Consider the following 23,511-nt stretch of genomic DNA (forward strand, 5'->3'; position numbering starts at 1 on the left):
TGCGAATGGTAGATCATGGCGCTTACCAGCTAATCGCGCCGAGAATGCCTTCGACCAGCTTGATCGCCGCGAGGCTCCAGCGCGTCCGGGACTCGCTCGGCAGCTCGGCCAGCATAAAGTTGTTGATGAGCTTGTTGTCGAGCACGTTCGTCTGGTTCGGGTCAACGGTGACGGATTGCAGCGGGAAGTTCGACACTTCGGTGAACTGAATATGCGTCTCGGTATCGGACCATTCTTTGGTCAGCGTCGTGCCGTCCGCGAACCGCAGCACGATCGGCACGGGGCCGGTCAGCCCGCCGTTACGCTGGATCAAGACGGTCGATTCGTACGCGACCGCGCCATCTTGGTCAATCGGCTTTACCCCAATGGCTTCGACGGAAACGTCGGCGGTCCGGTTGCTGTAGACGTATTGGTTGAAATAATCGGTCCACTTCGCTTTTGTCACCTGCTCTATGACCCGCTGGAAATCGCCCGTTGTCGGATGTTTGAACTTGTACTTCTGGAAGTAGATGCGAAGTATCCGCTCCATCAGCTTGTCGCCGACTTTGTTCTCGATATCGATCAGCACCAGCTTGGCGCGCATGTAGACGTTCTCGGCGTATTGATTCGAATCGGCGTATGCCCACGAAGGCTGCTTGAGCGGAGCGGGATCCGTCATGTAGCTTGCCTCGAGCCGCAGGTTGGGGGTAATGCCGTACGCAGCCTCCATGACTTTGTCCTCGGCGTAGGAGGTGAAGCCTTCGTCGAGCCACGCCTCTTCGAATTCGTTCGAAGCGACCATGCCGTACCAATATTGATGGCCGATCTCGTGCACGACCGTGCGCTCCAGGTCATAGCCCGGGTTCGGGCTTATGGCCGCGAACGCCGTCACGAGCGTCGGATACTCCATGCCGCCCGCGCCGTTCGCGCCATCCGGCGGTACGACGATCGAGAGCGTATTGTACGGATACGAACCGTACCATTTGGCATAATTGGCGAGCGCCGACTTGGCCGCGTGGAAGTAACGGTCCTTCAGATCCGCGTGAAGCGGATCCAGATACAGCTTGATGCGGACGCCCGGAATGCCTTTGTCGGAGTACGCGGTCTCTTCGTAGACGAAATCAGGCGACGCCGCCCAGGCGAAGTCGTGTACGTCTTCCGCGTAAAACTGGAACACCTTCCGGCCTTCATTCGTCACGATCGGCTTCGTCTGGAAGCCGGTGGCGGCTACGACATGCGACTCGGGAACGTCGATGCGAACGCTGTAGATGCCGAAGTCGCTGTAAAACTCCGAGTTTCCATGGTATTGGTGGACATTCCATCCCTCGCTCGTCCGGCCGCGCATGCCTACGGTTTCGTAGACGGCAAGCTTAGGGAACCATTGGCCCGCCATGACGAAGTCGCCGGAGTAGCCCATGCGGGCGAACACTTCGGGCAGCTTGACCTCGAAGTTCATCTTGAGCGTAACCGATTTGCCCGGCGCGACCGCCTCGGGCAGCCTCAGTCGAACGAGTGTATAATCGTTCGTGTTGCCGTCGTCCGGCTGCATGTATTGCAGGCGCGGGAGCAGACTCTCGCCCTCAAGCGTTTGGAGCGACAGCAGTTCGATATGGCTGCGGCTGTTCAGCGTCGCTTTGTCTTGGCGCAGCTTCCCGCCGGATTCCGTCATGAAGGTCGTTTTGGCCGACTGGAACGCGTTGGGGTAGAGGTGGAAGTAGAGCTCCGATACCGGCTTGCGTCCCGGATTCGTCCAGGTGACGTCCTGCTCCCCGTCGAGGTGTTGGCCATCTTCCCTCAGGCTGACGCTGATGTGGTACTCCACGACGCGCTTGCTGAGACTCTGCGGCTGAGGCGGAAGCGTCTTGTCCGGCTGTTGGACGGCCTGCGGCTTGGCCGAATTCGCGGCAGGCGGAGATGCGTTTGGCGCTTTGGCGGCAGGGGCGAAGGCGTACGTATACTGGGATTGCCAAGCGTTCCCGAAGCCGAATTGCACGGATATCGCAAGCAATGCGGCTGCGAGCAAACCGAATAATAGGCGTTTGACATTGCGTGGAGTCATTGAACGTTTCCCTCCCGTTGACAAGCATCTAAAGCATGTATATGTTTGCAATTCCAAGATTATTAGCTAAAATGGAATTATTGTCGTGAGGGTTCAACAACCTCTTGAATGGGAAGGTGGGATAAGCTTGACGGAGCAGGGAAACATGCCGGAACAACCGGAAACGAAGGAGAAAAAATCCTTGTCGCTCAACGTGGTGAGCAGCAAGAAACATAGAGGCTTCGGCGCGGGGTCGATCGACCTCAGCGACGTGGCTTGCGTCATGATCGACGAAGGCGTCGCGTATATCGACGTAGGCATTATGCATGCCAAGAGCAAGGTGGAGCGCGGCATCAAGTTTACCCCGAATAAGGAAGATACGCCGAACGGCCGCCCGTGCTGGATCGTTTGGGTAGCCGTCGACCGTAATGAGGAAGGTTCGTATTACGCGGGCGTCACCTCTTGCGAGATGCTGGTCGATACGGAAGCGAAGCGGGGCTGGAAAATTCTCGCCGACCACGTGAACCGTCTGGATTACGCGATCAAACGTCGTTACATGCTCGACAATCTGGGGGAGACCGAGAAGGCGGCGCTTCGCAAGCTGCTGATCGAACACAACGCGGATTGGTGGGATCGTTCGCCGGAAGAGCTGAAGGAAGCTCTGCAGTAACGAGCCGCACCGTACGGCAAAATTAAATAGATAGTGGAAGGGGCTGTCTCAAGGTCTGAAATGACCTTTGGGACAGCCTTTTTTTGCATTCCGCATGATCGAAAAAGGATGTGTTAATGGAAAAAGCATACAATCACAAAAATCGTAGATACGCGCGGACGGTTAAAGCATAGCGCAACAAAAAGTGGCGATTTCAGGGGGCGAAGGGGTTGTGATAGGTTAAGGCTGCAGGGCGGAAACGAACAAATTCAATTAGAAAGGGGAATGACATTCGAATGAAATCAGCTGCGCCGATCGAAGAACCCGCTCCAACCAAGCTGCCCGCCGAAACGTCGCCGCAAGTGAAACGGACGCCGGAATTTTGGAAGCAGCTTTCTCGCAACCGCTTTCTTTATATGCTGCTGGTACCCGTCGCGGCTTATCTTCTTCTTTTTAAATACGCGCCGATGTTCGGGGAAATCATAGCCTTCAAAAATTATCGCCTGGCAGACGGCATATGGGGCAGTCCATGGGTCGGATTCGATCAATTCGAGAAGCTGTTCGCAAGCCGGGAGTTTTATGTCGTGCTCAAAAATACGCTGCTTCTTAATTTGTACCATCTCGCGTTTGCGTTTCCCGTGCCGATCGTGTTGGCTATTCTGCTGAACGAGGTGCGGGTGGAGTGGTATAAGCGAACGCTGCAAAACTTGCTTTACATCCCCCATTTCATTTCATGGGTCGTGCTGGGGAGCATCGTGATCGCGCTGCTGTCGCCATCCACCGGTTTTGTGAACTACTTGCTGAAGGGCTTCGGGATGGAGCCGATCTACTTTATGGCCGACAAGGTTTGGTGGCCGATCAGCTTTATCGCCTCGGGCATCTGGAAGGAAGCGGGCTTCGGCACCATTCTCTATCTCGCCGCGATGGCTTCGATCGATCCGACGCAGTACGAAGCGGCCAGAATCGACGGAGCAAGCAAGCTGAGGCAAATCTGGCATGTGACGCTGCCCGGCATCCGCAGCACGATCGCGATTCTGCTTATTTTGCAAGTCGGCCGAATGATGGACGTCGGATTCGAGCAGGTTTACGCGCTTCGCAACGACGCCGTGACGAGCGTTGCGGAAGTCATCAGCACGTTCGTGTATACGCGCGGCCTCGTCAATTTGCAGTACAGCTATACAACGGCTCTCGGCTTGTTCCAATCGGTCATCGCTTTAATCTTGATTGTGTCGGTGAACCGGATCATCAAGGCGATGGGGGAGCGGGGCCTATGGTAACGAACAGGAAGGAGCGAGTCCCGATGAGCAGCCGCAGTCGCCGGTTTTCTCCAGCAAGTTGGTTAAATTTCGTGTTCTTGGCGCTGTGCGCCTACGCGACCTTGTTTCCCTTCGTCAACATTATCGCGACGTCCTTCAGCAGCAGCCGGGCCATTAACGCAGGCGAAGTATTCATGTGGCCGATCGGATTCAACCTCGATGCCTACCATAATCTGATCCGGGACGGACAGCTCGTCGTCGCCATGAAAAATACCGTCATCATCACCGTGGTGGGAACGGCGCTGAACATGCTGTTAACGGTCATGGCCGCCTATCCCTTGTCCAAATCGCGGCTGAAGGGCAGGAACATCATGCTCATGGCGATTTTGTTCACGATGCTGTTCAGCGGCGGCCTTATTCCGAACTTCTTGTTGCTGAACAGTCTCGACCTGATTAATACGTATTGGTCGCTATGGCTTCCCGCGCTGATAAGCGCTTATAACATGTTCGTCCTGAAGTCCTTCCTGGAAGGACTGCCCGAGGAGCTTGAGGAGTCGGCGGCGATCGACGGCGCCGGCGAATTCAGAATCCTGTGGCAGATCGTATTGCCGCTGTCGAAACCGGTTATTGCCGCCTTGACGCTATTCTACGCGGTGGGCTGGTGGAACTCGTATATGAACGTGCTTATCTATATCCGCGGCACGGATAAATTGTCGCTGATGGTGAAGCTGTATCAGATGATCGACCTGGTCAGCAGCGAGCTGCTGCGCGGCGAAGGCGTCATGCAAGCCGTCATCACGCCGGAGAGCATCCGGGCGGCCGCGATCGTGTTCGCCATCGTGCCAATCCTGTGCGTTTATCCGTTTCTCCAGAAGCATTTCATCAAAGGGGTGCTGCTGGGTTCCATCAAAGGGTAGCCCTATCAAAGTTATCAAACGCTCTTCCAGCGCGTTTTGATATAATAAAAATTACCAATAGGAGGTCAAGTATGCAAAGAAACGGGAAAAAAATGAAGAAGAGGCATCTGCTGCTCATGATGGCCATGATCATGGCCATGCTCGCGACGGCTTGCTCGAATGGCGCGAACGGCTCCAATACGCCGGAGAATGACGGCAAGCCGCAGGAGAGCGACCAGCCTTCCGGCGGCAAGCAGGGCGAAGAGGACCCGTACGAAGGATTGCCCAAGAAAGTAAGCATCTCTATGTTCGACAGGGGACGCGTATCCAGCGACGAAGGCACCTACGAGGACAACCGCTGGGTGAAGTGGATCCGGGAGCAGTCCGGCATCGACGTATCGATCGTGCCGGTGCCTCGCAACCAGTCGCAGGATTCGCTGAACGTTCTCTTCGCTTCCAATCAAGCGCCCGATTTGGTCTGGGAGTATGACCGCTCTTATGTTGGCAAGCTGGTCTCGCAGGGCGTCATTCAACCGATTGGCGATTATATTGAAAAGTACAGCACGTCGTACAAAAAATATTTGGAAGAAAATCCGGATCTTCTGCCTCATCTGACTTTTAACGGAGAGATTTACGCCATAGCCACAAAAAGGCCGATCACGGGGATCGCGAACCACGGCATCTGGATCCGCCAGGATTGGCTGGATGAACTGAACCTGGAACAACCGCAGACCGTCGAACAATTCATCGAGGTCGCGAAAGCGTTCAAGGAACATGATCCGGACAGCTCGCCGATCGTAGGGCATACCACCAGCGATATCTACGCGGCGATGTACGGCGCCATAAACTCTATGTGGTATCTGGAGGACGGCAAGATGAAATACGGCGCGACGCTGGACCGGTTCGCCGAAGTAATCGAACTCGAGAAGCAGCTGTACGAGCTTGGCCTCGTCGACCGCGAATACTTGACGGATAACGACAATCAGCGTTCCAAGCAGCTATGGACCACGGGCAAGGCGGGCATTTACCTAGGCCAATGGGGGGGCGGAACCAACGACATCATGATCCAGGATCTGCTCGCGAACGTACCCGAAGCCCGTCCGGTTCCCATGGAAATGGTCGAATCCCCTTACGGCAGATACGGCGCGTTTCAGGAATCGACGCCTAACATCTTCGTAACGTTCAATAAAGAAATTAAAAACCCGAAGGCGGCCATCGAATATTTGGACTGGCTCGTGGACGGAGGTTGGTTCCCGCTCGCCTACGGCGAGGAAGGCGTCCATTACAACATGGTGAACGGCGTGCCGAAGCGGATCGACGAAGATAAATTCAATAAGGAAGTGCTTTACGCCGGCGAATACGCCGTGTTAAGGCAGCAGGTCGTAAATCCGGAGGATCTGCTCGCCATGGCCTCCGACGATGAAAAATCGCAGAAGATCGCCGGGCTGAACGTGGAATCGATCAAGCTTACGCTTAAGCACGAATTCCGGAGAGATATGCCTTACCAGCCAAGCTTTGACGAGATCAATGAAATCCGCTCGACGCTGGATACCTTCATCAAAGAGACGCGGGCGACCGCCGTCACGCAGGGCGAGAAATACGACGGCGCATGGGCGCTGGGCGAAATCCGCAAGGAATGGGAGCGTCTCGGCGGCGCGAAGGCCGAAGAGATCGCTCAGAAGTGGTACGAGGAGAACAAAGGGGGCTTTTAAAGACAGTCGCAAGAACGGGTAAACAAAGGGGGAACTAGAATGAAGCTGGCAAAAAATCGAAGGCATGTCAAAGCGATCGGCGTTTTGTCCATCGTCTTGTTCCTCCTCGTTTCCTCCTCGATATTTTTTACCTATACCATATTCAACGGCCAATTGAAGCAGCAGCTGATCGACACGAACATGGAGCTGCTCGGGCAGGTGGAGCATAAGCTGGAGCTTACCTTGAAGCATATCGACAAGTCGACGATCCAATTGCTCAAAAACGAAGACGTTGTCCGGTTTTACAATTACGAGCTGAACGAGCAGGGAACCAAAAACAATCAGATCCGGGTTTCCAATCTGATCACGGGCGCGATCCAGAGCATGGACTATATATTCACCATCGATCTGTACTCGTACGATAAGCAGCGGCTCGTCTCGGGCAATATTTTGACGGAAAAGGATTTGTCGGGCGACTTTCAATGGGTTTCCCAATTCGAGCAATACGATGGTTTCTTCGAATGGATTACGACTCGCAAAGTGATGATCAACCGATCCCAATATCCCGTCTACCGGAACGTCGTGACGCTCGTCCGGACGTATCCGCTCATCCATTCCGCCGGCTCGAGGAAAGGCGCCATTGCCGTCAATATCAAGGAAGATTCCTTATTCGGACTCATCCAGAACACGGCGGAAACGGATGAAGGCCAGACGTTTATCGTCGACCGCGAAGGCGTCGTCGTGCTTCATCTGGACAACGGCAAGCTGGGCAAGGACATTAGCGAGTTTCCTTACATCGGCACCCTGTTAAACGATCCGGAAGGGAGCGGCCATTTCATTGCCGACGTGGACCAGACAACCTCCTCGGTATTCTATGTCGATGCCGCTTATACCGGCTGGCATATCGTGCGCGTTGTGCCCGAATCCCAGTTTTCCAAGCCGCTTGCCCTATTCCGGAACGGGCTGGCCGTGCTTGCGGTCGTCCTGTTCGTTGTCGCGACATCGTCCGCCGCCGTGATCGGCCGATGGACGTTTAAACCGATGAACCGGTTTGCGCAGTCGATGAGAAACCGGCTGACGGATTCCCCCAAACCGTCGATGAAGAAATACACCGATGAATTCCATTATTTCGAATCTACGGTGCAGGATATTATGGATGACCGGAATCAGCTGCATAGACAGGTCGTGGAGAGCAAGCCGCTGCTGAAGTGGAGGCTTATGTCGGATCTGCTGTCGGGCCAGATTAAAAATCAGGCCATGCTGCAGCCATACATGGACATGTTGAACATTACATCGTTCGGCAGCCGCTATGTCGTCATGAGCGTCGAGTTCGACAACAAAGGACAGATTTCTTCGCCGCGCGATTTGAAGCTGTATGCGTACGCGCTGTGCAACGTGGCCGAGGAATTGATGAATGCCGAGAGCCAGGGCATCGCGGCCGAGCTGGACGATGGCAAATGCGCGGTCATTATGAGCTTTGAAGACGAAGACGACAGGGAGCGCCATTTCATGCGGGCGGTAGCGGTCGCGGACCTGATGAAGGAGTTCGTCCAGGAGTATTTGGGCCGGACGATTACGATCGGCATTGGCGAGCCGGTGGAGCAGCTTGGCGAGATCCGCCGTTCCTACAAGCAGTCGCTGGAGGCGCTGAGCTACAAGCTGGTAATGGGGGGCAATTCCATTATTACGCGAGAGGATATTACGGGAGATCCGTCCCCGCAATTCTATAAACTGTTCGGTATGACGGACGGCATTATGGCTTCGGTTAAGCTTTCGGACGCAGATAAGATGTATGCGCAAGTGCGCAAATGGTTTGAATCGATCGCGGAACAGAGCGTTCCGTCGGAAATGATCATGCAGTCGGTCGTGCAGTGCCTGATGAAAGCGGCCACCGCGGCCGCGGAGATCGGCGTGGATACGGAAGGGGTTTTCCCCGAGCAGTCGCTGGTCGACATGCTGAACCAATACGAGCGGCTGGAGCAGCTGGAGCAATTTACGCTCGGCGCGCTCGACCGGCTGATTGTCCGCATCAAGGAGAAGCGCAGCAGCCGCGAGAAGAATGGCGTCATTGACAAAGCGATGCAGTACATCCAGGAGCACTACATGCGCAGCGACCTTTCGCTCAATTTGCTTGCCAGCGAATTCCATATCAGCGTTTCCCATTTGAGCAAGTTATTCAAGGAACAGAAAGAATGTAATTTTATCGATTACGTAATGGAAATCCGGATGGGCCATGCCAAAGAACGGCTTGCAAGCACGGAGGACAAAATAAGAGACATCGCGGAGCAGGTAGGCTACTCCAATGTAAACAGCTTCGTGCGTATCTTCAAGAAAATGACAGGGCTCACGCCGACGGAATACAGGGAGAAAGCTCGGATGGGAGGATGATGCGGCTTGCCTGCGATGACAGCAGAATCGGTGAAGGAACAAGCGGATCGCGTATATCGGTTCATGACGGCCGGTCGATACCGGGAATGGGGAATGGATATCGACCATTGGGACTGGGTTCCCGGCGTCGGCGTCATTTCGATTATGGAATATGGGATACTGACGAGGCATGAACCGGCTATTGCCTATGTGTCGGACTGGGTAGAGAGAAACGGTGAGAAGGCGGCCCGGAAGCGGGTTATTAATTCGATGGCGCCGTTCGCGGTATTCCCCGACCTATACCGTCATAGCGGCAATCGCTCGTATGACGAGCAATCAAGTGCCGTTGCGCGCTGGATGCTGGAAGAAGCCCCGCGGACGAGAGAAGGCGCCTTCGAGCATACGGTAACGGAGCCGGCGAGTTTTCCCGAGCAGGTGTGGGCCGATACCGCCTTCATGGCGGTCGTCTTTCTGGCCAGATTCGCCGGCTTAAGCGGTGACCGCAAAGTTGCGGAGGAAGCTTTGGCGCAATCGCTCGTTCACTTGCGGTTGCTGCAGGATGACGATACCGGCGTGCTGTTTCACGGATGGGATTGCGGGTCCGGAAACCACATGTCGGCGGCGCGCTGGACCCGGGCTAATGCTTGGGTCGCGTTAGCTATACCGGAGATCGCGATGAACATTGGCGGCTTGGTCGAAATTCCGGAAGAATTCAGGGAGCGGTATGGACGGCTTGCTGCGGGATTAAGGTCGTATCAAAGCGCCGACGGGCTGTGGCATACCGTTTTGGACCGGCCTGGTTTTTATAAAGAAACTTCGGGCAGCGCCGGGATTGCGTGCGGTTTCTTGAAAGGAGTCCGCGCGGGACTGCTTGAAGCCTCTTACCTGCAAGCGGGCGCAAGGACCGTGGAAGGGTTGCTTCCGTTCATTACATCCGAAGGAGAAGTAACGTCCGTGTCTGGAGGGACGCCGGTTATGCCGTCTATCGAAGCGTACAACACTATCCCGTTGATTCCGACGCTGTACGGTCAGGGATTAACCTTGATGCTGCTTGCGGAAACGGCATCGCTGCTATCGGGAAAGGAGCGAAGTGAACGGAAATGAAAGCCTCCATCAACCAACTTGAAATGTTGCTGCGGACGATACGCTCGAAGGAGTCCGCCTACAATGAAAAGATCCGAATGCTGAGTTCGCCTTTCAACAGTCCGGGTTATCATACAACGATTAAAGCAGCGGATGTTATTCATTCGACCTATCATTCTTTGATCTATGCGCTAGGCTTACTCGATACGGAGGTTGAGGCCTACGAGCAGCGCGCGTTCGACATTATGGAGCAAGTGATCGCCATGCAGGATACGGACCGCAGCCGCAGTACCTTCGGGATTTGGCCGTGGTTTTACGAGGAGTCGTTGGACCAAATGTCGCCTCCCGATTGGAACTGGGCGGACTTCTGCGGCAAGCAGCTGGTGCTTGCGGAGCTTCGCCATGGCGGCCGCTTCCCGGCACGATTGCGCCAAGCGTTGCGACAGGCGGTCTTCCATGCTTGCGACGCGATCATGCTGCGAAACGTAGGTCCGAGCTATACGAACATCGCCATCATGGGAGCGTTCGTTACATTGATCGCCGGCGAAGTTTATGAGCGAGGGGATTACGCGAGCTACGGTTTGGAGCGATTGGAGAAGCTGGCCGACTATACGCGGCAAAGGGGAGCTTTCCAAGAATACAATAGTCCTACTTATACGTACGTCGCGATCGTGGAATTGTCCAAAATCGCTTCGGCAACGGTTAGCTCCAAGGCAAAAGCGCTTAGCGGCGAACTATTGGATAGGGCTTGGAAAAGCGTGGGCGACTATTACCATGCAGCGACAGGGCAATGGTCGGGACCTCATAGCCGCGCCTACCAGACCCTATTGCGCGATCAGAGCAAGGCTTTCCTGCAATTGGCGACGGAGGGCGCGCTCCTGTTCTACCCCTGGGAGGAGCTTCCTTACGACGCGGAGTGGTTCGGCTGCGGCATCCATTGTCCGGCGGAGCACATCGGAGCTTTTTTTGCCTCCGAAACCCGGACAATCCGGCAATGCTACGAGTCGGGCGAAGGAGGCGACAAATGGGCGACGACTTATATGACGCCAAGCTACACGCTCGGGAGCTTCGGCAAAGAGATCATGTGGAATCAAAGAAGGGTTCTACTGGGTTACTTCGATAACGACGGAGAGCCGACGTACGTGCATTTGCGTTTCCTGCACGACGGCTACGATTACTGCTCGGCCTTATTCCGATCCGTCCAGGAGGATGGACATGTGCTGTTCGGAATCGGCTTTCTCGCGGAAGGCGGCGTCACGCATCCCAGTCTCGACAGGATGAACGGCCGCATTGAAGCTTCGGACTTTAGGCTGCGGCTCGAGATCGGCGGCTGCCTGGACCGGGTAAGCGCTGCTTCGCAAGGCACCGGAGCGGAGATTCGGATTCACGGCATGCACGTGCAGCTTCGGACTTGGCATGCGGCCTTCGGACCGTTTATCGCCGAACGGCCTTGGCGTTGGGAGGTCAGCCGGGATAGCGGCAAATGGAATGTCGACTTCGTTATTCATGCAGGAGAACGAACAGAAATCGATTTCCGCCGGCTAGGCTCCGCGGTGATGTGTTTCTCCTTAACGGTAGGAGAGCGGGAGAAGCCGTTTGTTCCCGAAATGGCAGAGGCGGACGGAGTTATGACGGTTCAAGGATTCTGGAGCGATCGCGAAATGAACCTCTCCTTGCCGACGCGTCCCGTAGGGAGCTAGAAGCGGACCGATTGAATCAAAACCCATATGAAGATCGTTGGATAACCCACTTGTGATCGACAAGTGGGTTATTTATGATAGGACTTGGCCCGATAACCATGTTCTCATGGCCGGAAATGCTGGGTAACGGTGCCTTGGCCGCCCGCGGCTTCGATCTCCGCGTAGGCGCCGTTGATGAACGTGATCTGCGGCGGTACGTGTCCGCAGTCGATATCGTAAATCAGAGGAACGCCAACTTCTTCGGAGATCTCGCGATAAACATCTTCCACGGCATAGCCTTCGACGGGCTGATTGGCTTCGCTTCTGCCGAACAAGATGCCGGAGCAGCGGTCGAACCAGCCGGCGAGCCTCATCTGCACCAGCGTTCTGCGAAGGTCGGTCGTCTTCGAATCGCAATTCTCGAAATACCAGACGATGGGTTCGTTCTCCAGCCGCTCGCGCACGAAGGCAGCGACGTTGCCGTACGGCGTGCCGACGAGATGGCGAATGATGTCGATGCAGCCGCCCAGCAAGCGGCCTTCGATTCGGACGGGCCCCCCGGAAGCCGTCTTCCATACCGTTGGCTCCGTCAGATGGAAGACGCAAGGGGAAGGCGCATCGAAGTTCCATTCCTTCTGGTAGCGCTCGCTGGAATGCTGGACGATTGTTCCGCCCGGAGGGGTGCGCAGCGCGTTCAGCCACTCGGCGGTCGTCGCATCGGATTCCTCGCCCCGCAGATCGATGAGGTTGGTGCCGTGAGCCGTCGCGATGCCGGTAGCCAAGGTGACGGCGAGCAGCAGGGCGCTGGTATCGGAATAGCCGAGCAGCCACTTGCTCCTTAAGGCGGAGAAATCAATGAAGGGCAATAGTTCGATCAACAGCTCCCCGCCCCATGGCGGAATGATGACATCGATCGCTTCATCCGTCATCATGTCCATCCATTCGGCGGCGCGAACCGCGGCGGGGGCCGACTTGGCCTTATGCTGCGTCCATACGGTATCGCCCGTCGCGACGCCGAAACCCTCGGCTTGCAATCGTTTGGCCGCTTGCCTTATGAGTTCGTGCAACTCAGGCTGGACGCCGGATGACGGGGCGGTCACGCCGATCGTCGCATGTTCTTTTAGACTTGGATAGATGATCATGACATCGACTCTCCTTCGCGATATATTGGGAGGATTATACAGGTAAAAGACGGTTTCGTCCATGCCTATGAAGCTCTCGAATGCGAGAGCTAATAAATTGTTTCGCGGTATCCAAAAATAATTTCAAAGAAGCGCAGGGTTTCGCGGTGCGGCAGACGTCTATACATGCGGGAAGGGAGGAGAGCGACATTCACGATGAAACATGGATCATAGCGGTGCGAGACGGCGGGCCCGAGCAATATCGACCGTTCGTGCAAGCTTATGGTTCCTATATTTACAAAACCGTGTACGCCGTGCTGCAGTCGCCGCATGACGCGGAAGACGTAACGCAGGAAGTGCTGCTCCAAATTTATCGTTCCCTCCCGAATTACCGAATGGACGGACTGAAGACGTGGATTACCCGGATTGCGGTAAACCGGGCCATCGATTACAAACGAAGCAAAGCCAGGAGGCCGGAGCAGCTGTTCGACCAGGCAGAGGTCATCGAACAGGGTGCCACAACCTCCGAACGAGCCCGAGGCATGCTGGACGCATCGCCGTCATCCGCAGCCGAAGAAATTGCGATGACGCAGGAGCGGCTGCGATTCATTCACGAGCGGGTAAGCGGCATGCCGGACAATTACCGCGAGGTTGTCGAAGCTTTCTACATCGAAGAGAAAAGCTACGAGCAGATCGCGGCCGAGACCGGGCTGGAGCGCAAGAGCGTTGAATCGCGGTTGTACCGCGCGAGAAGCTGGATGAAGCGGCATTGGCGAAAGGAGGATTTTGAATGATAGGTAAGCAATCGGAACATATAACGAAGGTCGATATGCAAAGGTATGCCTCCGGGACGCTTGCGGAAGCGGAGCGCGGTCGCGTGGACGCCGAGCTGCTAGGTTGCGAGGAATGCTTGAGGCTGTTCATGAGCGTACTCGACGGCGAAGCGGGCGCGGGCGAAGCGGATACGGCCGTGAATGCCCGGCATGAGCTCCCAATGCCGGACATGCGCGCTTTGGAAGATAAAGTGGTGGCCGGTCTCATGCTGGCCGAAGCTGGCGGCGCAACAGGCATCGATAAGCCGAGGGCAAGCAATGCCGGCCAAAACACGCGCCGCTCCTCCTGGATTCAGAATCCCGTCGCCCAATACACGATCGCGGCTTCCATTACGCTGCTGCTTCTTGCTTCGGGAGCGCTCGCCGGATTCTCCGAGAGACTGGGGAAGCTGGACGAGAATAACGTGGCGATGCCTCCGCAAACCTCGGTCGACAGCGCTTGGACGAAAGGGCCGAGCTGGTCCGATCAACTGGTCAACCGAACGGGCAGCTGGCTCGACGGCATTCAGGCTTCGAGATTCAAATAGAATGGACACACACAATAAAGGATAAGAAAGGACGGAATCATGATGGTTCGAAAAAGCAAAGCAGCCGCGTTTTTCCTGTCGTTCATTCCAGGCGCGGGCCATGCCTATCTGGGGCGGCCGATTCGCTGCCTCATCTATGCGGGAATGTTCTTCGGAATAATCGGCATGGGCATCCTCATTGAAATCGCGAACGGAGGTTATGGATCGGACGCGATCTTCGTGATGCTGATGCTGGCGTTTTTCGTTGGCGCCATCAACATGCTGGATATGATCTTCACGCTGATCTCGGGCAAGGCGCCGGCGCTTCACGGCGGCGTGCCGGCCTATGGCGAACATGCCGCATACGTCGACGCAAGCGGCGGCGGAGCCGCTTACGGCCCGCAGCCTAACGGCGCCGAGCATGCGCATGGCTACGGAAGCAGAACGTCCTACGAATATGAGCAAGAAAAATCGAAAACGATCCTCATGTCCATGATTCCGGGCCTCGGACACATGAACATGGGTCTCACGCAGCGCGGCATTACGTTCCTTATCTCGTTCATCGGTTTGTTCGCCATCATCGTGTTCATCAGCGCGGTCATGGGTTCCGGCGCGATTCTGGTATTCCTGCTCGCGCTGCCGGTCATCTGGATCTACGGCATGTTCGACGCGGTCCAGCTCTTGCAGGCGAAGCAGCGCGGCGAACAGCCGCAGGACAGATCGTTGTTCGAAGGGTTCGAGTCGCATATCGCATCGGGACACAAAAACAAAGTGCTTGCGATTTCCTTGGCGATCTTCCCGGGCGCAGGCCATCTTTACCTGGGCTTGCAGAAGCGAGGCCTTCAATTTATGGCCGGGTTCCTGCTAGCGATCTACGTGATGGATAATCTCAGGCTGTCGCTGTTCTTGTTCCTGCTGCCACTGTATTGGTGCTTCGCGTTTTTCGACGCCCTGCAGCAGATCGGCCGCTACGAACGCGGGCGTCTGACCGACGAGCCGCTGCTCCCGATGTTCGTCCCTTATCAGAGGTGGTTCGGCATCGCGCTGCTCGGCTTCGGCGCTTACTTCCTGCTCGACCGGATCATCATGAGGGTGCTGAACGAATATGTGCCTGATATCGCGCGTGAATACTTGATGTACAAGTATATGCTTCCTACGGCGATCATCGCGTTCGTCATGATCGTCGTGGGCCTGCGCCTCGCGTTCGGCAGCCGGAGCGTCTTGGGCGCGGCCTTGCCCGAACGCGGCACATCCGCTACGGATAACGAAGGAGGCGAAGGACGATGAACACGGTTAATTCCGTGAACGTACCGCCGCCTTTCGCCGGTTCCTCGCAGCCTCAGCATCCGTCCGAAGGCAGGGCCATCCGCGCTTGGCGCGTCGGTTCGTTGTCGATGGGCATCACGCTCATTCTGATGGGCACCGCGTTCGCGGTATCGCTCTGGCAAGAAACCGAAGCGTATGAGCTGCTGTTATGGGTAGCCCCCGTCGTGTTTATGTTATTGGGCACGGAGCTGCTCCTCTATTTGAAGATGTCGGGCAACCGCGACACCGTCGTCCGGTACGATTGGGTCAGCGTGTTCTTCGTCGGCTTGATCGGTGCCGCCAGCTTGGCGCTGGCGCTGCTCATCTCGACGGGCGTTTTCGACGAGCTGCGAGAAGGCATGGGCACGGTTCAACGAACGGCTTACGTCGACACGGAACGCGTTGGGGTGCCGGACGAGGTGACGAAGGTGGTCGTACAAGCGACGGACGGCGTCACGCTAAGCGAAACCGATACGCGCGAAGCCCATCTGATGGGCCAGATCCGTTATTGGTCCAAGGAGCCGATCTCGGCGATTGACGCCGATATCATGAGGACCGAAATTGTGGGCAATACGATGTACATCGTCATCGGATCCGTCGCTCATCGGGACGGCGGCCTCGTCACCGATGCCGTCAGGCCGATGCTGATTCTAGCGTTGCCGAAGGGTTTGCAGGCGGAAGTGCAGGGGTACTGATCCAGCCCGTCGTATCACACATACCAACAGAGCCTGGCTCCCGTCTTGAATGGGCAGCTAGGCTTTTGTCGTTGGGTTGTAGTTCCGAAAAAGTTCGCAAACTTGTCACTTATGCGATGGAGTGCCGCTTCTTTATAATGACAAAGGTACAAGAAAGGATGAGGGAAATTGCCGACGACGAAGAAGGGAAATTTTTATTGCGGATTGATGATGTGCGTGGGAATGGTCATATTCATGACGTCATACAACCTGGTGAGAAGCGGGATGATCGGCACGTTATCCTTGACGGAGATCATGGCGCAATTCATTGCGGGATTTCTGGTCGCGTTTTTGCTGGAATTGTTCGTTGTGGGGCCTGCCGCGAAAAAAATCGTGTTAGCCTTGCCATTCGATAAATCCAAGAAGCTGCTCTTCATCTTGTTCATGGCCGTTTTTATGGTACTCGGCATGGTGCTTTGCATGTCGCTCTTCGGTCTGGGCTCGGCTTACCTGGCCGGCGGTTTGGACGGCGAACCGCTCTTCGAAAGCTACGTTTCGATTGTGGCGAACAACTTCCTATTTGCTTTTCCGCTGCAGCTTATCGTGGTAGGACCGATCGTGCGGTGTTTGTTCAAATATAAGAAATTTTACTAACATCATTAATGAGATCGTTTCGGAAGAAATCGATGTCGAGGACGGCTTAATTGAGCTTCAATGGAATCTACAGGATAAAAATAATTTGTTGAAATAACGAGTCGCCGCTTACTTTCAGTCGGATGGTGAGCGGCGATTTCCAATAGGGACGCAATCTTGATCAGATCGCAATCGGAAACGAATCTACTTTCTGACATCGATACCGATGGCTGTTATCGAATCGGCAAAAATCGGACGAGTTTGGCTCAGGTCGAGATCACTTTACGTATCCCGGAAGCCAGGTAAAGGTTGAATTGGCCGCTGTAGAGAATCAGATGAAGAAGTATTTTCCGAAAACCAACAATTTGTTGGAACAGATCATACTTGCTTGCCCGGAGGCCGAAGTGACCTATTCTTATGGATATGTCTACGCGGGCAACGATACATCCAAGCATGAGGAAGCCTTGGCAGCCGCGGCGGCAGCCGATATCGTTATCTTGACTTTAGGCGGCAAGCATGGGTGGGGAACTTCTGCTACGACGGGAGAAGGCGTTGATTCTACCAACATCCAACTGCCGGAATGTCAGGAGAGCTTCATCAAGAAACTGGCAGGCCTGAACAAATCGACGGTGGCCATTCATTTTGATGGCAGGCCGATCTCAAGCGACATGGCAGATCGACATATCGATGCCATCATCGAAGCGTGGAATCCGGGGCAATACGGCGCGATCGCGATTACCGACGTATTGTTCGGAGATTACAATCCGGCAGGAAGATTGCCTGTTTCGATAGCCTATAATACGGGTCAGATTCCGATTTTCTATAACCATGATAACGGCTCCAGTTATAACGTGGGAACAAATAGCGATTTGACGGGTTATGTGGATTGCCCTCGCGAACCCAGATATTATTTCGGACATGGGTTATCCTATACATCGTTCGCCTATTCGGAGCTGCGAATTAGTCAAGCCGCATATCATCCCGACGAAAAACTAAAAGTAAGTGTAGATGTTACGAATACAGGGGATGTATTCGGAGAAGAAAACCATTGAATCCACCATGTCAATGAGCCAATTCGCTTTCCTGGATGCGGATATGAAATGGAAAATCGAATCCGGTGACATGGAAGTGATGGTCGGGGCATCATCGGTCGATATCCGCGCAACGAAGGCTTTTAGCATCCGATCAGATTTGTTTATCGACGGAAAGACGCGAGGGTTTTTTGCAGATGTCGAGATTACTCAAAAGTAGGACAAAGCCGGCATAATGGAATTTCCGAATACGTTTGGCGGCGTCATCAAATATCATCGCACCGCACGCTCAACTATAGTTATTCGGATTGCCAGTCGCACAGAAGTTGATTGTTGCTTAGAAAGTCCGAATAATGCCACTGATGATGTCCGGATTCTGATAGAACCTCTGTGGCCGGTATCTTATGATAACTGTATGATTCATCGAAGGGAAGGTACAACTATGGCACAGACAGCCGAAGTCGGCAGCATCGTAACGAAAAAGGCATCAAAGAGACGAGCCAGATGGCGCAAATATATGCCGCTCACTATTATGGCTTTGCCGGGGTTATTGTATTTGCTTATCAACAACTACTTGCCCATGTTCGGGATCGTGATTGCGTTCAAGGATATAGACATTTCTAAAGGAATACTCGGCAGCGATTGGTCCGGATTCAAAAATTTCGAGTATCTCTTCAAAACGTCGGACGCGTATATCATAACTAGAAATACGATTTTGTATAATGTCGCATGGATCATTCTCCATACGGTATTAGCCATTTTTTTCGCTATTCTGCTCAATGAAATCAAGAACAAATTTTTTGGTCGTTTTTATCAAAGCGTCATTTTGCTTCCCCAATTGATCTCGATCATCATCGTCAGCTATTTGGTTTACGCTTTTTTGAGCTCGGAGAACGGGCTTATGAATAATACGATACTTCCGGCGCTAGGCTTGAGCGAACTAAATTGGTATTTCGAGAAGCAGTATTGGCCGTATATCCTCACTCTTGTACATCTGTGGAAATCAGTGGGCTTCTACGTAGTCGTTTTTTTTGCGGCCATCATCGGGATCGACGAAGAGTATTACGAAGCGGCAAGGCTTGACGGCGCCAGTAAATGGCATCAAATCCGGTTTATCACCGTGCCGCTGATTACGCCTGCTATTACGATGCTTACGCTTCTTGCCATCGGGCGCATTTTCTACTCCGATTTCGGATTGTTCTACCAGGTTCCGATGAATTCCGGCGCATTGTTCGAAACGACCAGCGTCATCGACACCTACGTATTCCGTGGACTCATGGGACTCGGAGATATGGGGATGTCCGCGGCGGCAGGCTTTTATCAATCGATTGTCGGTTTCGTGCTTGTCATCGGAGCTAACTGGATCGTAAGAAAAACAAACAAAGAGAACGCACTGTTCTAGTAGAGGGGGAAGGGTCGATGAAAGTCGAGAATCGCTTTTGGAGGGTGGGAGCTCACCTTCCGTTCATAATCTTTTCCGCCGCATGCATCATTCCGTTCGTCTTGCTGGCCACTGCGTCGTTGACTAGCGAATCGGAGCTCTTGAAGAATGGATACTCCTTTTTCCCATCGGAAATCAGCTGGGCAGCGTACGAGTATTTATGGAAAGGCGGCAAGGAGATTTTCCGGGCTTACGGGATCACGATATTCGTAACGGTTGTGGGCACCGCAGTTAGTTTGCTGATCACTTCTTTGATCGCGTATCCGATGTCCCGCAAAGACTATCCTGCGGCATCCATATTGGCCTTCGTCGTGTTTTTGACGATGCTGTTTAACGGGGGGCTGGTTCCCACCTATCTCGTCTATACGCAAATCTTTCATGTAAAAGATACGTTATTCGCGCTTTTGATTCCGGGGCTGTTGATGAACGGTTTCAGCGTGATGCTGATGAGGACCTTCTTCCAAATGTCCATTCCGATGCCGATCATCGAATCGGCCAGCATTGACGGCGCCGGAGAATGGAGAACGTACTGGTCGTTTATTCTGCCGCTCTCGATGCCGATCATGGCGACGGTCGGCCTGCTGCAAACGTTGATCTATTGGAACGATTGGATGAACGGGACGATCTATTTAACGGATACGAGTCTTTACGGCATCCAGAATCTCTTGAATCAGATTTTGACGGACGCGCAGGCTGCTTCCTCCGGAATCTTCGGCTCCATCTCGAGTTCGGCAGAGCAGGCTGCGCCGCTCGAAACGGTAAAGATGGCGATCGCGGTAATCGGCGTATTGCCGATCATGGCGGCGTATCCGTTCTTTCAAAAGTATTATGTAAAAGGGATCGTCATCGGTTCCGTCAAAGGTTGAGCATGTTCCCATTTCTAATAACCTCTTCTGTTACTAACGGAGAGGTTTTTTGCTTTCGTTTTGAGATATACTACAGAGAATAATCGGAGGAGTGAGTGCATGTCGCGTAGGACCCGTTTATTCTCTACTGCTTCGCTTAAATTCAAGCTGATGATCGGCGTATTGGCTTTAACGCTCCCCCTGATTGCCATACTGATCTATACCAATTCGTATGCGGCAAACGTCGTTCGCAACCAAGTGGCCGATTCGTATCAGAAAATGATGGGCTTATATATCAATCTGATCGATAGGGGGCTGGAGGATGTCGATAGATATATCAACAGCATGTCCGGTACCAGTATGGAGATACTGGCCCTTGATCAGGCAGTAACGGAAGACGATTATTACAAGGCAAAGATCAATTTATACCAAAAAATGAACAATGATATCGTCATCTATAATTCCATTGATTCGTTCTTCGTATACACGCCTAAATGGAATGAAATCTTTCAGATCTACAATTTTCTGTCTTACGAGGAGTCGCTACTCGTCCAAAACGAAATCGTGGATGCCTCGCATAATCTTGAATCTGCGGGATACGATACCAATAGTTGGAAGGTGCATAAAATCGGAGAGAGCTACTACCTGATGCATGTCGTCAAATCGGGCAACGTTTTTTTCGGTGCATGGGTGAAGATGGAGAATTTGATGATTCCGTTAAACCTGATCCAGTTCGGACCCGATGGTGGGGCGCTGTTCGCGACAAGCGACGGAAAAGCTATCACCGATACTTCATTCCTGAACGAATCCAGCGTAGACCTTGTTGTGAAAAAAAATCATTACTTGCTCTCGGGATCCGATAAAAAATATCTTGTCGTTGGGGAATCCTCGAAAAGAGGGGATTTTAACTTAGTAGCACTTGTTCCCGATCATGAAATCCTGGAGAAATTGCCGTATTTCCAAAAATTATTTTCCTTTATCCCCGTCGTTTCCTTGCTGCTCGCTTTGGGGGGCTTAGTTATTCTGAGAAAAATCATTCTGGTTCCGCTCAATCGTTTGATCTTCGCCATGAAAAGGATTCGCGACGGGAACTGGAGCATTCGAATCGAGAGCGAGACGGTTGCGGACGAATTGAAAATCGTACACGACACCTTTAACGGAATGATGGAGGAGATCAACGAGCTGCGAGTGAACGTCTATGAAGAGCAGCTAATGAAGCAGAAGGAAGAGCTTCAACGGCTGCAACTGCAGATCAATCCGCACTTCTTCCTGAATGCGTTAAATATTATTTATCATTTGGCCAAATCCAAGGATTATGTATTGATCAAAGAAATGTCTCAATCCTTGATTCGGCATTTTCGCTTCATGTTCAGAACCAATACCGCTTTCGTACAAGTAAAAGAAGAAGTCGAACACACGATCAATTATTTGCATATTCAGGAGCTGAGATTTCCCGACAGCTTGTCGAGTGAAATCAAGGTGCCCGATTACGTGCACAAGGTATTGATCCCGCCCTTATTCATCCAAACGTTTGTCGAAAACACGATCAAACATGCCGTTACGCTGGATACTCCGATTCACATTACAATTGAAGCGGATATCGTGGAACATGACTTCGCCCCCTATCTTCAGGTGTTGATTGCCGATTCCGGCAGAGGGTTTGACGAAGCCGTCCTGTCCCAATTGCGGGATGGGGAGCTATTAACGAACGAGCAAGGCGAACATGTCGGCATATGGAACGTGCAGCGCAGAATGAAATTACTGTACAAGGATAAGGGATATTTGGAATTCAGAAATGCAGTTGATCAGGGCGGCGCGGTCGTGTTGATGAGGATTCCCATTCAAACGACAGGCAGCGAAGGCGACTAGGAGGGTGTACGTTGTACAAATTGCTGATTGTAGACGATGAATGGCATGTCGTAAATAGTTTGAAAGCGGAATTGAATACGGAGCAGCTGGAAATATCGGACATCTACACCGCTTATAATATTCGGCAAGCGAAAGAAGTGTTTCTTAACCATTCCGTCGATATTATGCTGTGCGATATTGAAATGCCTCAAGGAAGCGGATTGGAATTGCTCGAATGGGTAAAGGAGCATAAACCAGAGACCGAAACGATTTTTCTCACGAGTCACGCGGATTTCAAATACGCGAAGCAAGCGATGCAGTTAGGCGGCTCCGATTATTTATTGAAACCGGTGCCCGACGAGGAACTGGAAAATGCGATAGCGAAAGCGAAAGAGAAAATTCATACAAACAGCCAGCACAGTCGCATTCAAAAGCTATGGGATCACCACCACCCGGTTATCATGGAGCGGTTCTGGATGGATTTGTTGCAGCAGACGATTCCGTTGTCGCCTGCGGCCATTCGCAAAACGATAGAGGAACGCGATCTGCCGATCACCGAATCGATGGAGTTTCTTCCTATACTTATTAACGTGCGAAGATGGTACAAATCCATGTCGCTGCGCGATGAGAAAATCATGGAGTACGCACTGAGGAATTCGGCCGAAGAGATGATCGCGGGACTTGGCGGACAGATTCTTACCGTGGATAACGGGGTTCTCCTCGTTATTCTTGCGTGGAATGAAAATAGCGAAGAGGAACCCGAGTCCATAACCTCCAAGTGCGAGGACTACATCCAATCGTGCAATCGTTTCTTCTATTGCGATCTGTCCTGCTATATCGGCAACTGGGTGTTTGTCCACGAAATGGTCGAAAGCTGGGTGCAATTGAGAAATTTCGAGAAGAACAATGTCACGTTCGACAATAAAGTCTTTATGCTGACGGGAGTCGTTCCATCTTCATTGGAGCCCGTACCGTTACCAGAAATGAGCGGGATTGCCGAAAAGCTTGCCCAGGGGAACGGAGAAGCCATCTACAAGGAATTAACCGATTATTTCAATCGATTTAAGGACGGCAGCTATAACGTTAACGCTCAACTGTTGCAGCAATTTCATCAAAATTTTTTGCAGACGGTTTATTTTTCCCTTCATTCGAAGGGAAAAAAAGCTCATGAATATTTGTGCGATCCCGAATCCATGGAACTCTCCAGGAATGCAACCCGGTCTTTGGCGGACATGCTGATCTGGATCCGTCACACCGTAATGAAAGTAATCGAAGCACCTAAAGAAACGGAGGCGGAACCGACCGCATCCGTCGTACAATCGGTCAAGCATTTCATTGTCACGCATCTGGAACAAAGCGACCTTTCCCGCGAGGAGATCGCCAAACACGCTTTCCTTAATCCGGATTATTTGGCGCGCGTTTTCAAGAAAGAGACAGGGATCGCCATCATTGATTATCTCGTTCAGGAACGAGTTAAAAAGGCGAAAGAGCTGCTAAACCAAACGGATATGTCCGTCGGAAATATCGCGATGGCCGTCGGGTATTCGCATTTTTCGCATTTTTCCAAAATGTTCAAAAAACATACGGGGCTGAATCCGAATGAATATCGGCAGCTAAATGAAAAATAGATTCGAAA

At 53.0% G+C, this 23,511-nt stretch carries 20 protein-coding genes; 18 read left to right on the forward strand and 2 right to left on the reverse strand.

Features of this window, described 5'->3' with window-relative positions; genetic code table 11:
- Positions 1 to 22: 22 nt before the first annotated feature.
- Complete coding sequence (locus tag RB620_RS11985; RefSeq protein WP_308094600.1) at positions 23 to 2,038, reverse strand: M1 family metallopeptidase; 2,016 nt, start codon at positions 2,036 to 2,038, stop codon at positions 23 to 25.
- A 145-nt stretch (positions 2,039 to 2,183) separates the two neighbouring features.
- Here RB620_RS11985 and RB620_RS11990 point away from each other — a divergent pair, with 145 nt between their 5' ends.
- The 7 genes from RB620_RS11990 (at position 2,184) to RB620_RS12020 (ending at position 11,659) form a co-directional block, all read left to right on the forward strand.
- Complete coding sequence (locus RB620_RS11990; RefSeq protein WP_308094765.1) at positions 2,184 to 2,687, forward strand: YwhD family protein; 504 nt, start codon at positions 2,184 to 2,186, stop codon at positions 2,685 to 2,687.
- 275 nt (positions 2,688 to 2,962) lie between these two features.
- On the forward strand, positions 2,963 to 3,943 hold the full coding sequence (locus tag RB620_RS11995; protein ID WP_308094602.1) for an ABC transporter permease: 981 nt from the start codon (positions 2,963 to 2,965) through the stop codon (positions 3,941 to 3,943).
- 23 nt (positions 3,944 to 3,966) lie between these two features.
- A complete protein-coding gene (locus RB620_RS12000) occupies positions 3,967 to 4,839 on the forward strand; it encodes a carbohydrate ABC transporter permease (RefSeq protein ID WP_308094604.1) in 873 nt (290 codons plus the stop codon).
- 71 nt (positions 4,840 to 4,910) lie between these two features.
- Positions 4,911 to 6,530, forward strand: coding sequence for an extracellular solute-binding protein (locus RB620_RS12005; RefSeq protein ID WP_308094605.1), 1,620 nt, complete (start codon positions 4,911 to 4,913; stop codon positions 6,528 to 6,530).
- Positions 6,531 to 6,569: 39 nt separating this feature from the next.
- Positions 6,570 to 8,897, forward strand: a complete 2,328-nt coding sequence (locus RB620_RS12010) for a helix-turn-helix domain-containing protein (protein WP_308094607.1) — start codon at positions 6,570 to 6,572, stop codon at positions 8,895 to 8,897.
- 15 nt (positions 8,898 to 8,912) lie between these two features.
- On the forward strand, positions 8,913 to 9,980 hold the full coding sequence (locus tag RB620_RS12015; RefSeq protein WP_308094767.1) for a glycoside hydrolase family 88/105 protein: 1,068 nt from the start codon (positions 8,913 to 8,915) through the stop codon (positions 9,978 to 9,980).
- The gene (locus tag RB620_RS12020) at positions 9,977 to 11,659 is read left to right on the forward strand and encodes a hypothetical protein (RefSeq protein WP_308094608.1); all 1,683 of its coding nucleotides are present in this window, start codon (positions 9,977 to 9,979) and stop codon (positions 11,657 to 11,659) included. Before RB620_RS12015 ends, RB620_RS12020 begins: the two co-directional genes overlap by 4 nt.
- 104 nt (positions 11,660 to 11,763) lie before the next feature.
- On the opposite strand, the gene RB620_RS12025 is transcribed toward RB620_RS12020, so the two are convergent.
- The gene (locus tag RB620_RS12025) at positions 11,764 to 12,780 is read right to left on the reverse strand and encodes a S66 family peptidase (protein WP_308094610.1); all 1,017 of its coding nucleotides are present in this window, start codon (positions 12,778 to 12,780) and stop codon (positions 11,764 to 11,766) included.
- 80 nt (positions 12,781 to 12,860) lie between these two features.
- On the opposite strand from RB620_RS12025, the gene RB620_RS12030 reads away from it, so the two are divergent.
- From RB620_RS12030 to RB620_RS12080, 11 genes are all read left to right on the forward strand, one after another.
- Positions 12,861 to 13,553, forward strand: coding sequence for an RNA polymerase sigma factor (locus tag RB620_RS12030; RefSeq protein ID WP_308094612.1), 693 nt, complete (start codon positions 12,861 to 12,863; stop codon positions 13,551 to 13,553).
- On the forward strand, positions 13,550 to 14,119 hold the full coding sequence (locus RB620_RS12035) for a hypothetical protein (protein ID WP_308094613.1): 570 nt from the start codon (positions 13,550 to 13,552) through the stop codon (positions 14,117 to 14,119). Before RB620_RS12030 ends, RB620_RS12035 begins: the two co-directional genes overlap by 4 nt.
- A gap of 39 nt (positions 14,120 to 14,158) precedes the next feature.
- On the forward strand, positions 14,159 to 15,385 hold the full coding sequence (locus tag RB620_RS12040; RefSeq protein WP_308094616.1) for a hypothetical protein: 1,227 nt from the start codon (positions 14,159 to 14,161) through the stop codon (positions 15,383 to 15,385).
- Positions 15,382 to 16,098, forward strand: coding sequence for a hypothetical protein (locus RB620_RS12045; RefSeq protein ID WP_308094618.1), 717 nt, complete (start codon positions 15,382 to 15,384; stop codon positions 16,096 to 16,098). The genes RB620_RS12040 and RB620_RS12045 overlap by 4 nt, the downstream gene beginning before the upstream one ends.
- A 168-nt stretch (positions 16,099 to 16,266) precedes the next feature.
- Positions 16,267 to 16,731, forward strand: coding sequence for a DUF2798 domain-containing protein (locus RB620_RS12050; protein WP_308094619.1), 465 nt, complete (start codon positions 16,267 to 16,269; stop codon positions 16,729 to 16,731).
- Between the two features lie 314 nt (positions 16,732 to 17,045).
- Positions 17,046 to 17,762: a glycoside hydrolase family 3 C-terminal domain-containing protein gene (locus tag RB620_RS12055; protein WP_308094621.1), complete on the forward strand. Its 717-nt coding sequence runs from the start codon at positions 17,046 to 17,048 to the stop codon at positions 17,760 to 17,762.
- A gap of 43 nt (positions 17,763 to 17,805) precedes the next feature.
- Complete coding sequence (locus RB620_RS12060) at positions 17,806 to 17,961, forward strand: hypothetical protein (protein WP_308094775.1); 156 nt, start codon at positions 17,806 to 17,808, stop codon at positions 17,959 to 17,961.
- A 222-nt stretch (positions 17,962 to 18,183) separates the two neighbouring features.
- On the forward strand, positions 18,184 to 19,143 hold the full coding sequence (locus RB620_RS12065; RefSeq protein WP_308094623.1) for an ABC transporter permease: 960 nt from the start codon (positions 18,184 to 18,186) through the stop codon (positions 19,141 to 19,143).
- A gap of 17 nt (positions 19,144 to 19,160) precedes the next feature.
- On the forward strand, positions 19,161 to 20,048 hold the full coding sequence (locus RB620_RS12070; protein ID WP_308094625.1) for a carbohydrate ABC transporter permease: 888 nt from the start codon (positions 19,161 to 19,163) through the stop codon (positions 20,046 to 20,048).
- Positions 20,049 to 20,147: 99 nt separating this feature from the next.
- Positions 20,148 to 21,896: a sensor histidine kinase gene (locus RB620_RS12075; protein WP_308094627.1), complete on the forward strand. Its 1,749-nt coding sequence runs from the start codon at positions 20,148 to 20,150 to the stop codon at positions 21,894 to 21,896.
- Between the two features lie 11 nt (positions 21,897 to 21,907).
- Positions 21,908 to 23,503, forward strand: coding sequence for a response regulator (locus RB620_RS12080; protein WP_308094628.1), 1,596 nt, complete (start codon positions 21,908 to 21,910; stop codon positions 23,501 to 23,503).
- Positions 23,504 to 23,511: the final 8 nt, after the last annotated feature.

The organism is Paenibacillus sp. LHD-117 (assembly GCF_030929555.1).
Lineage (GTDB): Bacteria > Bacillota > Bacilli > Paenibacillales > Paenibacillaceae > Pristimantibacillus.

What these genes read in the sequence shown, in the direction of transcription:
- RB620_RS11985 (WP_308094600.1), bottom strand. Translation starts at nt 2,038, where the DNA reads ATGACTCCACGCAATGTCAAACGCCTATTATTCGGTTTGCTCGCAGCC.
- RB620_RS11990 (WP_308094765.1), top strand. Translation starts at nt 2,184, where the DNA reads ATGCCGGAACAACCGGAAACGAAGGAGAAAAAATCCTTGTCGCTCAAC.
- RB620_RS11995 (WP_308094602.1), top strand. Translation starts at nt 2,963, where the DNA reads ATGAAATCAGCTGCGCCGATCGAAGAACCCGCTCCAACCAAGCTGCCC.
- RB620_RS12000 (WP_308094604.1), top strand. Translation starts at nt 3,967, where the DNA reads ATGAGCAGCCGCAGTCGCCGGTTTTCTCCAGCAAGTTGGTTAAATTTC.
- RB620_RS12005 (WP_308094605.1), top strand. Translation starts at nt 4,911, where the DNA reads ATGCAAAGAAACGGGAAAAAAATGAAGAAGAGGCATCTGCTGCTCATG.
- RB620_RS12010 (WP_308094607.1), top strand. Translation starts at nt 6,570, where the DNA reads ATGAAGCTGGCAAAAAATCGAAGGCATGTCAAAGCGATCGGCGTTTTG.
- RB620_RS12015 (WP_308094767.1), top strand. Translation starts at nt 8,913, where the DNA reads ATGACAGCAGAATCGGTGAAGGAACAAGCGGATCGCGTATATCGGTTC.
- RB620_RS12020 (WP_308094608.1), top strand. Translation starts at nt 9,977, where the DNA reads ATGAAAGCCTCCATCAACCAACTTGAAATGTTGCTGCGGACGATACGC.
- RB620_RS12025 (WP_308094610.1), bottom strand. Translation starts at nt 12,780, where the DNA reads ATGATCATCTATCCAAGTCTAAAAGAACATGCGACGATCGGCGTGACC.
- RB620_RS12030 (WP_308094612.1), top strand. Translation starts at nt 12,861, where the DNA reads ATGCGAGAGCTAATAAATTGTTTCGCGGTATCCAAAAATAATTTCAAA.
- RB620_RS12035 (WP_308094613.1), top strand. Translation starts at nt 13,550, where the DNA reads ATGATAGGTAAGCAATCGGAACATATAACGAAGGTCGATATGCAAAGG.
- RB620_RS12040 (WP_308094616.1), top strand. Translation starts at nt 14,159, where the DNA reads ATGATGGTTCGAAAAAGCAAAGCAGCCGCGTTTTTCCTGTCGTTCATT.
- RB620_RS12045 (WP_308094618.1), top strand. Translation starts at nt 15,382, where the DNA reads ATGAACACGGTTAATTCCGTGAACGTACCGCCGCCTTTCGCCGGTTCC.
- RB620_RS12055 (WP_308094621.1), top strand. Translation starts at nt 17,046, where the DNA reads ATGAAGAAGTATTTTCCGAAAACCAACAATTTGTTGGAACAGATCATA.
- RB620_RS12060 (WP_308094775.1), top strand. Translation starts at nt 17,806, where the DNA reads ATGAAATGGAAAATCGAATCCGGTGACATGGAAGTGATGGTCGGGGCA.
- RB620_RS12065 (WP_308094623.1), top strand. Translation starts at nt 18,184, where the DNA reads ATGGCACAGACAGCCGAAGTCGGCAGCATCGTAACGAAAAAGGCATCA.
- RB620_RS12070 (WP_308094625.1), top strand. Translation starts at nt 19,161, where the DNA reads ATGAAAGTCGAGAATCGCTTTTGGAGGGTGGGAGCTCACCTTCCGTTC.
- RB620_RS12075 (WP_308094627.1), top strand. Translation starts at nt 20,148, where the DNA reads ATGTCGCGTAGGACCCGTTTATTCTCTACTGCTTCGCTTAAATTCAAG.